The sequence below is a fragment of the Leptospiraceae bacterium genome, assembly GCA_025059995.1.
GTDB lineage: Bacteria > Spirochaetota > Leptospiria > Leptospirales > Leptonemataceae > SKYB61.
In genome coordinates this window covers 81,551-93,722 of sequence record JANXCF010000006.1, presented here as the reverse complement: position 1 = coordinate 93,722, position 12,172 = coordinate 81,551, and the positions used below count along the sequence as shown (strand labels likewise).

The window sequence follows — 12,172 nt, the reverse complement described above, 5'->3', positions numbered from 1 at the left end:
TAGCAGGGCTCTATGTCTCTCATCACTGAAACAAATCGCGAAGATCAAGATTTTTTAATTAAAATCCTTAATGAACCTTTCACTTGTATATATGAATTACCTACTTTAGAAAAAGAAACGATTTCTCCATTAATAGAAACCCCAAAGTTTGAGGATGAGTATCTCTTCGTCGAAGAAAAAAGGATAGTAAGACAATTCTCACATCCCATTGAAGTAGTTCTACGACCTCATATTTATATTTCCAACGAAATTTTTAATAAAATCAACATAGCTACCAAAAACCTTAAAGTAAGAAGAATATTTGAACAATACGGTTCTGATTTCATAGAAAAGCTGGAAAGTATTCGGAAGTTTTATCGTCTTCTGATTGAAACCAACACGGACGAACAACTGGAGAAAGAAGCTCAAAAACTAGGAAAACGTTTTTTCGGAGAGAGTTTCAATGAAAATCAAAAAAACTTCATCAAAATGAAGCGCTTCATCGAAAGACTTAAATCTTTTCATGAGGTTGCATCAAATAACTGGAAGGACATAGAAAAACTCATTGATACTTTTCTTTTTATACAAGAAACAAAAGAATATTTCAAAGACATTCAAGAATACCAACTGCAGAAGATCTTAATACTCAATCACCAAACAGAAGTTTTTTTGAATTTATTAGAGAAATATTTACGTGTTCAGGGATACCAACAATCATCTCCTTACAACTATATTGCTAGCCTGAGCTACGATGAAAACATCCAATATACTCTAACGGGATTGTATAATTCCTTGACATTAGAAACTCAAAGTCAATCAACACAAAAACTAGAACTAAACTCTCTACAAGAGATAGCTAAAACAATTATTTTTGATTCTGAGATAAAAAAATTCCAAAAAAACCTTTTATCTACCCGAATTTTAGGAAGTAAAAACTGGAATCGCACGTTAGATTATTTCCTTGAAGTAAAAAGAGATGATTATCAAAAAGACATGGAACTCTTTTATCACTCCCACCATGTAGTTTTTGATGACAAAACCTTAGAAGAAAGTTATTTTATTTCTTCTTATAATAGTACTCCACTAAACCCAAAAAACATAGATGAAATTCTAAGTGGATATTTAAGCATGTTAAGAAAAACCTTCGAAGAAATTCGTACTGAAATTTTACAAGATGATTTTAAAGGGATTTTGAAACCAGATATTTTCTTTTATCACATAGGAGCAAACACGATTTTTCAAATCCTCATGGAAAAACTCAGAGAAAAAAAATGGGGAGAAATTCTCTACTTTGATTCCAATTTATTAATTCGAAAATACCCTAATAGCTTAATAAAAAAGATTTTCATTGATTGGTGGGAAGAAATCCATGCTAATATCGATCAAGAAGAAGTTGATGCATATACTATATATGTATTTCAACAAGAAATTGTATTACAAGAATACATAAAGGACTACGAACAAATCAAAAAGGCATTCGAAAAAACACATAAATCTCATTTTGAATTTGATCGATGGTTTCATGAAAATCACAAAGAAGTTTTGAAAACCACAAAGTTTTATATCTACAAGCGTTTCTATCCGTCTTTACTAATTGATTTTAAAAAACTATTTCCTGTACTGATTTCCTATTCATGAATTCGCCAAAGGACAACTTCTTTTCTCATTCCAAAAACGCTTGAATTTCCGATTAAATCCTAAGTTTTTGGCTTTGATGATCAAAGTTGAAAATCTAACTGTTCAGTTTGGGAATTTCACTGCGATTGATCAAATTTCTTTTACAGTGGACAAAACGATGGGAATTATTGGGCTATTGGGACCCAATGGAGCTGGCAAAACCACAACCATGAGGGTTCTAACTGGATACCTTACCCCTACCTCTGGTTATGTAGAAATCGATAATATCCCACTCAATGGTGATGAAAAACAAAAACTCACCATCAAAAGAAAAATTGGTTATTTACCAGAGTCTAATCCCCTTTATCCAGAAATGCTTGTGGATGAGTATTTAGACTTTATGGGGAAATCCCGTGCTTTAAGTGATGATACCCTAAAAAAAAGAAAAGACATCTTAGTTGAAACCTTACGGTTATCATCGCATTTATATACACCCTTAGGGTTATTATCAAAGGGATTTCGTCAACGAACAGCACTTGCAGCTACTTTAATTCACGATCCTGAAATCATCATTTTGGACGAACCAACCACCGGATTGGATCCAAATCAAATTATTACCATCCGAGAATTCATAAAGAGTTTATCAAAAGAAAAGCTAGTGATCCTTTCTACCCACATCCTAAAAGAAGTTCAAGATGTTTGTAATCAAGTAATCATTATTCACAAAGGAAAGATTGTAGCCAATCGAAGGATAGAAGAATTACAAAAATCAAACTTGCGAGTTATCATAGCAAAATCCCAAAGAGATAATATAGAAAATACATTAAAAAACCTTGACCTCATATTAAACGTGAGGGTTCAAGAAATCCCAAATTCCGAATTTAAAAAATACATTTGCGAGCTCAAAGAAGACAGACCCGAAAAACTATTTTACGAAATCAAGAAGTTTGACTGGGATGTGATTGAATTCTCTCCATTAGAAAAATCAATAGAAGAAATTTTTCAAGAACTCACACAGAACTGAGGCGTTTATGAAAAACATAAAATTTCTTTATAAAAAAGAGTTACTTTCCTACTTCAACACACCAAGTGGATATATTTTCATGAGCATTACACTTTTTTTTAACTTTCTTTTTTTCTTTTTGGGGATCTTTGATCTCATACCGGGTTTCTGGGATGCCCAATTGGCAAGTATTGAGTCTTATATGAACCTACTTCCGTTTACGTTTATTTTTCTTGTTCCTGCTGTCACAATGAGGGTATGGGCAGAGGAACGAAAAATGGGAACCATAGAAATCCTAAAAACTTTGCCCTATACTGATTTTGAACTGGTGATTTCGAAATTTTTAGCAAGTTGGACCTTTGTTTCATTGGTGATCATTGCTGCTTTCCCTTTGACGATCAGTATTTCTTTACTTGGTATCACTGATTGGGGAAAAACCTTTACCATCTATTTTGGTTCAATTTTGATGGCTGGAGCTTATGTGAGCATTGGAATGGTGGCTTCGGCTTTGACGCGAGAACAAATAGTCGCTTTTGTGTTGACATTTTTTATCAGTTTGTTTATGTTTTTGAGTAATTATTACCTTCTCACTCAACACTTGCCACCTGATTGGAATTTCTTTTTAGGAATCTTTTCAATTAGCTATCACTTCTCTTCGTTTTCAAAAGGCATGATTTTAATCAGTGATGTGATTTATTATTTATCTTTCATCGCACTGATGTTATACATTAACACAGAAATCGTCAAAAGATTTTGAGGTTTTAATATGAAGTTAGCTTTTCGACTCTCATTTTTCCAATCCAAAAGCTTTATTTATGCGAATATCTTCATACTCTTTTTTTTAGTGAATGTCATTGCTTATAACATCAATTGGAAATTAGATCTTTCGAAAGGAAATATCAACACCCTTAGTGGAAGCACAAAAAAAGTATTAAATCAACTAAAATATCCCCTCTTGATTGAAGCCTACATTAGTCGGGATATTCCAGGACAAATCTTTTCCCAATTACAACCCATTATTTATCAACTAGAAGACATCCAAAGACAAAACCATTCTTTGATTCAATTAAAAATCATTGATCCGAACAATGAAGAACTTCGCTCATTGGCAAGCAAACGAGGTATCCAAGGTATCCCCATAGAAGAAGCTGAGATCGACAAAGCTTCTGTAAGATTAGGATACTTCGGAGTCTATTTACAATATACCGACAGACATACTACCTTTTCGTTAGTGGAACAAGGCGGAATTTTGAGCAATTTTGAATACGTCTTTTTAAAAGAAGTAAAAAAACTCCTTCAGGATCCTGATACCAGAATCAGTGGGATTGGCTATTTGAACACCGAAGGAACTGGTAAATTTCGAAGATGGCAAACCCGATTAGACATGGATAAAGATAACTACTTTGCTTTTAAAAACTTCATTGAAAAAGAAATGGGAGAAATCAGAGAAATCCAATTAGATCAACCCATTCCTGATACAATTGAAACCCTTCTGGTCATCGGCTTACCCAATATCACTCAAAAAGAACAAGTTTATTTAGATCAGTTTTTACTCAGGGGAGGAAATTTGATTCTTATGCTAAAAGGTTTTGATTTTACTATCACTCCCCCCAATCCTCAACTTATGCAATTAGGTCTGAGCTCAGGGAGTCGTGGTTTTACCACCATTCCCGATGAACTCAAAATTTGGAATGAATTTTTAGGAAAATACGGATTAGGCATCAATGAACGAGTCATTTTAGAACCCAACTTAGCAGCTCCTGAAATCGACATTTTAGGACAATTCTTGGGAAGATACCCTAACCCCTCATGGGCAGTTTATACAGCTGAAAACAATAATATTCTTTCTGATGTAGAATTTTTAAGATACATCCCTATGGTGATTTTTCCTTGGTTCTCTGATTTACGTTATAACCCTAACGTTCAACCACAAGTAAAGTATAAAGTATTAATTCAAACTTCTGATGAAATCATTGCTCGAAAACAAACCTCTCTTGAATTGAAGGATTTACAATTCTTAGATAAAAATACAGAAGGACAAGAAAAGATTCCTCAACAACTACCTGTGATGATTTTAGCTCAAGGGAAATTTCAAAGTGCCTTCAAAGACGAATACCAGACTTTGGACATTGATCCAAATTTGAAAGCAAATTTCAACACAGGTCAATTAGGAAATACTGAAGGAAGGATTTTATTGATTGGCACACCCTATCTCGTTTCTGACATCTTTTTTCGTAATGAAGCCAACATGGAATACTTCAAAATCAATTTTGCCTTTGTTCAAAATGTGATTGAGTATTTTCAAGGAGACTTAGACCTATTGGAAGTTCGTTCAAAAATTCCTATTTTACCAGTAATTCAGCTACAACTACCCAAAGAACTACAAACAGCTTTTGCTTGGTTTCATACCTTAACAATACCAGTTCTTTTTGCCATATACGGTTTTTTACGTTTGAAGAAACGATACCAAAAACGAGGTGATGATTTATGAAGTTTTTTGAAATTTATAAAAAAAATCTAGGTTTTTCTTTATTTATCACAAATGTATTTTTATTTTTTCTTTGGATGTTGATTCAAGACCCTTTTCATCTCTTGAGTAAAGCTTTTGAACCATCGTCGGAAATCCTTAAATTTGATTACAAAAATCTGCAAAACATCCTGATTGAATTTCCCGACAAGGGCTTAAAATACACACTAGAAAATCAAAGTCAACTCACCTCAGAAAAAAATATCAAAACCTTAGATGACTTTTTAAAGCAAACGGATTGGAAATTTACACTTTCAGATTTAAAGACAAATCAAAAAGAAGAATACACAATCGACAAAGATAACTTGAAAAGTTTCATTGAAACCCTATTAGAAGCAAAACAATATTATCATCTACCTCTCAATAGCGAAAATCAAAAACTAACAGGCATACACGAAAATAGCGCCAAAATCCAAATCCAATACACTAATCAAAAACAAGATATTTTAACGATTGGCAATGTGAGCGTAAGAAATAATAGTAGTTACGTCGTTCTAAATGATGAAAAGAAAATCTTTCAAGTTGAAGGCAACTTAAAAACCAAATCAGGATATGATGATAAATACTACTTTCGAAATCATAAAATTCTAACAATCGAAAAAGATAAGATTGAAAAAATCATAGTCGAACATAACAATCAAAGATACACTTATGCCAAGGCAAGCACTGATTGGCAGATTTTAGAACCAAGACCCGAAAAAATTGGCACTTCAATAGAAGGCATTTTAGACGAAATTGCAAACCTCAAAGCCACGACTTTTTACAACTTCCAAAAGCCACAGGAAAAAGACTTAGAAGAATGGAACGTCACCTTTCAAATTTTTATCTCTCAACCTAATCAACCACCTCAAATAGAGAAGTTAGAATTCTTCGCAAAAAAGGATTATGTTAAGTTTTATCTAAAACACAAGGATCAATACTACCAAGTTTCTGCTTACCGCATCGAAGATCTCTTAGAACCCCAAAAGTTAGTAGGTAGAAATTAAGAAAACCATTATGAAAAAGCTTTTTTCTGTTTTTATTGTTCCTTTGTTTTTGTATTTTTTTATTTTTGTTTTTATTTTTTATAAAATTTACTTATTAAATCATCACTTCATTACTCATGATAATTTTGCACAGTTTTATGTTTACTTTGTAGAAAGAGAGATATGGAATTTGAATGTTGGGTATGGCTTTCCTGCTTTTGCTGAACCCCAATGGCAGTTTTTCTATCCCTTTAAATACCTTTTCCCAAAATCATACAAAGCTTTTGATTTTTATATTTTGCATTATTTACTAATTGGTGCTTATTTTACGTTTCTTACGGCTTATTACATCACAAATCATTTTGTTGGTTCTTTTGCCGCTGGAATAGTGTTTTCTCTATCTGGTAGCATGGCTGGACAAATCAGCATGATGAGTGTGTTGGCAGGTTCTAGTTATTTGCCTGCAAACTTTTATTTTTTTTATCGTTTTCTTAATGAAAGAAAAGCTTTTCTTTTCTTTCTTTGGGTTTTGGTTTTGGCTCTTCACTTTCTTGTAGGGCATCCTCAGTTCTTTGCTTATAGTTTGATTTTTAATTTCTTTTTTTTGGTTTTTTTTGTTTTTGAACAAAGGGACTATAAACTTTTTTTTTATTTTCTGGGAGGTGTGATTTTAAGTTTACTACTTACTGCTTATGCGTTGCTACCTCAATGGGAGCTGTTAAGTTTTACTCTACGAAAAAAATTCATAACTTTCAGTCGACTCAATGATTTTGAATTTCCCTTAAGAAATTTAATCCATTTCATTTATCCTTTTTTTTGGGGAGGGATAAGTTCAGAAAAATTTTTGTTCACGTATATTGAGCCAGAGTTTAAAGGCATAATTCATAACTTCCATGAACAATTTCGTTATTTTGGACTACTACCATTATTTTTTGTTTTTTTTATCAATAAAATTAACAAAAAAAGTTTAAGATACTTTATAATCTTTTCTTTGATCTTATACTTCATCTGGGCATTAGGTAGCCAAACCTTTTTCTCGAAGATTGTATATAACATTCCCATTTTGAATCGCTTCCGAGGACCATCACGCCATTTCTTGGAAATAACTTTTTTAGTGAGTTTGATAACAGCAATTGGATTCCAACACCTCTCAGATCAAAGATTTAAAAAGTATTTTTTTGGTTTATTTATTCTTTTCATTGGTTTCTTTTTCTTATACATCTATTTCTTTAAAGAACTACAAGAACAATATTTTAACATTAATTATTTCACCTTAAGCTTCAAAGATAACAATGGAATCACTTTTCAATGGCTGATCCTTTTGAGCATTTTGATTGTATTTTTGATCAATCTAGAACATCAACTCAAAGCCATTTCTTTATTCTTTGTCCTATTACTTGATTTAGGTTTAAATATTCAATATTCGGATGCTTTAGTCTATACATTTGATCATCAAGTAGAAGAAAAAATCAATACAGAAAGCAAAGACCTTCAATCATTCCTTCAAGAAGAAAAAATTGATTTAAAAAATTATCGATATTTTCGGAATTCCTTTTGTGTTCGATATGATATTAAAAACTGCAGTTGGCTCAGCATGCATTCGAACTGGAACTCTTTACATGGCTACAAAAGTGTAAATTTTAATAATCCTTTATTACCTTTAGAGATTGGCTACTTAATGATTCACTTCTACAAGTTTCCCTTAAACATAAAACAATGGAATATTGGCTTATATTTATTTCAAATAAAAGGGCATTCCCATCACTACTATGAGAAGATGCAACTTGATCCATTTCTGATTTTCCCCCTTATCTTAGATCACCATAAAAAAACAAAGTTTGAAATCAGTGTTCCCAAAGAATTTTACTCTCATTCTTTCATCCAAACCATGATTTTTTATTTGAGTGCAGAAAAAATGAATCACTCTAATCAAAGAAAAATTCTAACAATTTCCTTCCCAAAGCTTCAAATACAAAAAGAATTTTACTATCAAAAAGATATATCCAACTTCAAAAATAATTGTGAAATTACTTCACCATATCAAATCCAAAGAAAAAACCTAAAAGACTGTGATAACCTATACAAAGTCCTCATTCCCATAAACACAACAAAACAAGATCTGGAAATCCATTTCGAACTTCTTGAATCTGCAGTCATTCATTTATACGGAATTGAAATCTCTGATGGAAACAAAACAGAAATTTTAGATCCTAAAATACTATTAAAAGATTACTTTACCAATCCAGAACTGAAAATCCATTTAATGGAGGATCATTTGTTTCTACGATATCAACACCCTGTCCCAAAAGCATTTTTTCCTAAAAGAATCACCACAACAACAAAAGAAAAATTATGGGAAATTCTGAACTCCAACAATATTGACTTTCGGAACTTATCTTATGTTCATACCAAAGAAATTTTTGAAAAAGAGTTTTTTCAAAATCACCATTCAAAAGTGGAATTGATAGAAGAGACCCCAACCAAATTGATCTTAAAAACATCAACCCAAGAAGAAAGTTTTTTGGTCATTTGGAATTTATTCTATCCAAGTTGGATCGCCAAAATCAATGGTAATGAAACAAAAATTCATAATACCAACATAATTGGAATGGGAATTTTCGTTCCAAAAGGAGAAAATCAAATCGAACTTGTATTTTCATCAAATTCATTACGTTTAGGATTGTTGATCGCAGGAATAACAATCTTTTTGATTGTTTTTTTCTTTTTGTTCTTGTTCTTCATCAAAAAGAAAAATATTTTTATAACGGTCTGAAGAAATAATCTTTTCGGTTTGATCTTCTGAGAAATAAAATAATTAGAATGTAAAGAATTTTATTTAATTATAAGAATAATTATTGCCAATTTTCTTAATAAAAAAATTTATACTACTATGACAAACATAAAAGAATTTTCTATTCCACCCCTTCCACAAGTTGTGTTGCAAGTTATGCAATATGATCACAATTCACCGACAGCAAACACACAAGACATTGAGAAGATTGTAGCTCCCGACAAAGGTATTACTGCAGAAATACTAAAGGTTGCAAACTCAGCCTACTATGGTCGTTCTGGAAGAGTGAAAGTTCTTCGAGATGCCACGGCATTATTAGGTTTGAAAGCCCTAAAAAATCTCATTATTTTCTTGGGAACTAAGGGTTTGAATGAAAAAATAAAACATCCTATCCTGAAAAAATACACGAATGCTCTTCCCATTGTTTCTGCTCTTTTAGCGAAAGAAATAGCTATTGATTTAAAAAAAGAAAGCATTAAAGAAGAAGTTTTTTTAGCGGCTTTGCTCCATAAAATTGGTATGAGTATTTTGGCTGTGAACAAGTCTGATCACTATGCCTTAATCATCCAAGAATGTGAAGAAAATGAGTTTGATTTAACAGAAATCGAACAAAAATCTTATGGTATCAATCATAGTGAGTTAGGAAAAAAAGTCTCAGCAGATTGGAAATTACCCGAGGAATTAATTCGCTGTTGTGGAATTGGAACTCATACAAAAGTAGAGGAGCTTCAAAGTGATTTAGAGAAAATCACGTTTATTTCTTCGATTTGTGCAATGGAATTACTTCACATTCCGATAGAACCCACGAACTATCAAAAAGCCAATCAAATTTACAAAAGTTTAGGCGGTGAAGGAGATGTTATCATCAAATTTGCTAATGACCAGATGTTGGAAAGAATCAAACAGCATCCTTTTTACCAATTATCTTTGATTTAAATGAACACAATCAACAATCAAAAGGTATATAAAATCCTTATTATTGAAGACGATGTCTCTCAAGCCGAATTGTTAAAAAATTTCATTTCTATGTGGGGTTATCAAATCTATGTAGAAGCCGATGGCCATGAAGGTTTAAATGCTGTCCATAAATACAAACCTGATCTTATACTTTTAGACATCTATCTTCCTTCCATCCCAGGCTTAGAAATCTTAAAAGAAATCCGAAAAATTCCTGAGTTTGATTTGATCCCTATTTTCGTTATGTCAGCCGATACTTCTGAAGAAATCAAAATCATCACTTTATCGAATGGTGCAAATGAATTTATAGGAAAACCCATCAAAATGGCGGATCTCATTATGAAAATTCAAACTGCCTTGGAACTATTAGAATCTCGTAGAACCATCGATGAATTAAATAAAAAGTTGGAAAAAGAAAAACAAAGGTTATTGAGATACTTCTCTGCTGACTTAGTAGAGAAAATCCTTAACGAGGAGATACCAGCAGAATTAGGTGGTGATATTGTAGAAAGCACTATCATGTTTTTCGATGTTCGTGGTTCTACTACAATCGCAGAAAGGATGGGACCGAAAAACTACGCAAACTTTATCAGTAATTTGTTTTCTGATTTAATGGACATTATTTTTAATAATCAAGGTTCTGTGAATGAACTTTTGGGGGATGGTTTATTAGCGACTTTTGGATGTCCTGTTCCTACTTTTAATGATCAATTCAATGCCCTTAAAACAGCCATCGAAATAGCTGAATACATCAAAGGATTTAATCAATACGTAACTGAAAAAGTGGATTTTGGGATTGGTATTGCTTCCGGAAAAGTCTTTGCAGGCAATATTGGCTCTATCCGAAGAATGAAGTATGCCGTCATGGGGGATCCAGTAAATACAGCTTCTCGCATTCAAGATTTAACAAAAGAAACAAAAAACAAAATCTTATTTGATCACCACACATTCTATCTTTGTAATGAAAAACAAAACAAACTAAAACTACCTCAAACGAACGAAATTTTTGTTATTAAAAGAGTCGGAAGTTTTCTTCTGAAGGGGAAAACTGAACCAACGGAGATTTATTCTCTACTTGGATACAAGAAAAAGACTGCGAAAGAAATTCAAGAAAAAACAATCTCACTTGCTACGAATTAGTAAGCGAAATCCTCCTTTTCCATTCAACAAATCATTTGAACCAACAATCGTTCGATGAAAAACCTTTGCCTTTTCAAGGGGAAGGTGATAGCTTCCTCCTCGAAGCACATAAAAAAACTTACCACTCAGTCGTTGATAAATTTCTTTTGAGAAGCGACTTCCTGGATAAGGAATAAAATAAGAACTTGTCCATTCAATGGCATTTCCACACATTCCAACAATACCGCGAAAATTAATGTCAGTAAGTTGATAAACATCTATCACTTTGGGTAAGTTTCCTTCTTTTTGCCACTTTTCTAAGGTATTACAATTTTCAATCTGGGAAGGGAAATCAAGATACTGAGATGGCATCAAAGAATGATTAAGCACTCTTTCTAAATCACCTCTTGCTGCGTACTCCCACTCCCATTCTGTTGGGATTTGCTTACCTGTCCAACGAGCATAAGCCTCTACATCTTTGTATGTTGCATGAATGAATGGGTGATTTCGTTCCTCGTAAGACAAACGATAAAGAAAATCAGGACATGGATATTGAGTCCTTCGACAAAAGATATAAAACTCTTGATTTGTAACCTCGTATTTATCTATATAAAAAGCAGAGATTTTAGGCAGATTCTCTAAGTTCCACTGATGATAGTAAATATTGAAGGATGACTCATTTGGATCATCGCCTTGACCATATAACAAATATCCTTCTGGCACATATATCATGATTTTCTTATCCACTGGATGGATGATCTCACGAACTTGGGTTATATCTTGATTTTGCTTTGCTACGAAATCATCAAGTGTTACATCTTTTTTTTGTTTAAGCATTGAAATTCTACCAAGAAAATACTCATTCGAAGAAATGGGTTTTTCATATTTACATGGCACTTTTATCAAATTTAGATATAACTTTGAATTTTGAATAAACAAATTCACTCCTTGAAAACATTGATGGATTTCATTTTCTTTCAAAAGATATAGCTCTTGCTTTTGGAATATGAGAGACTTCAAGAAACTTACTTCATAATCATCATCCACCTTCATAGTAAAGTAATCTTTATTGTGGATGGATACTATGGTTCCTATATTGACAAAATCCTCTTGAGCAATAGAAACACGAAAGCTCAAAAAACAAAAAAAAGCAACGGAAAAGAAAAAAAAATTTCTCTTTTTCGGTTGTTTCATATCATTTTTGTCGGATAGCT

Annotated in this window: 9 protein-coding genes; 8 read left to right on the top strand and 1 reads right to left on the bottom strand. The window is 32.4% G+C overall.

Features of this window, described 5'->3' with window-relative positions; translation table 11 throughout:
• Positions 1–12: 12 nt before the first annotated feature.
• From NZ853_09260 to NZ853_09225, 8 genes are all read left to right on the top strand, one after another.
• Entirely contained in the window at positions 13–1,617 is a 1,605-nt protein-coding gene (locus tag NZ853_09260; protein ID MCS7205874.1) for a hypothetical protein, read from the top strand.
• Positions 1,618–1,693: 76 nt separating this feature from the next.
• Complete coding sequence (locus NZ853_09255) at positions 1,694–2,620, top strand: ATP-binding cassette domain-containing protein (protein MCS7205873.1); 927 nt, start codon at positions 1,694–1,696, stop codon at positions 2,618–2,620.
• Between the two features lie 7 nt (positions 2,621–2,627).
• Complete coding sequence (locus NZ853_09250; protein ID MCS7205872.1) at positions 2,628–3,356, top strand: ABC transporter permease; 729 nt, start codon at positions 2,628–2,630, stop codon at positions 3,354–3,356.
• A 9-nt stretch (positions 3,357–3,365) separates the two neighbouring features.
• On the top strand, positions 3,366–5,090 hold the full coding sequence (locus tag NZ853_09245) for a GldG family protein (protein MCS7205871.1): 1,725 nt from the start codon (positions 3,366–3,368) through the stop codon (positions 5,088–5,090).
• Entirely contained in the window at positions 5,087–6,112 is a 1,026-nt protein-coding gene (locus NZ853_09240) for a DUF4340 domain-containing protein (GenBank protein ID MCS7205870.1), read from the top strand. Before NZ853_09245 ends, NZ853_09240 begins: the two co-directional genes overlap by 4 nt.
• Before the next feature lie 10 nt (positions 6,113–6,122).
• Positions 6,123–8,864, top strand: a complete 2,742-nt coding sequence (locus tag NZ853_09235) for a YfhO family protein (GenBank protein ID MCS7205869.1) — start codon at positions 6,123–6,125, stop codon at positions 8,862–8,864.
• A gap of 117 nt (positions 8,865–8,981) precedes the next feature.
• The gene (locus NZ853_09230; protein MCS7205868.1) at positions 8,982–9,818 is read left to right on the top strand and encodes an HDOD domain-containing protein; all 837 of its coding nucleotides are present in this window, start codon (positions 8,982–8,984) and stop codon (positions 9,816–9,818) included.
• Positions 9,819–10,979, top strand: coding sequence for an adenylate/guanylate cyclase domain-containing response regulator (locus NZ853_09225; protein ID MCS7205867.1), 1,161 nt, complete (start codon positions 9,819–9,821; stop codon positions 10,977–10,979).
• Here the strand turns inward: NZ853_09225 and NZ853_09220 are convergent.
• Positions 10,962–12,152, bottom strand: a complete 1,191-nt coding sequence (locus tag NZ853_09220; GenBank protein ID MCS7205866.1) for a formylglycine-generating enzyme family protein — start codon at positions 12,150–12,152, stop codon at positions 10,962–10,964. The two genes, NZ853_09225 and NZ853_09220, sit on opposite strands and share 18 nt — an antisense overlap.
• Positions 12,153–12,172: the final 20 nt, after the last annotated feature.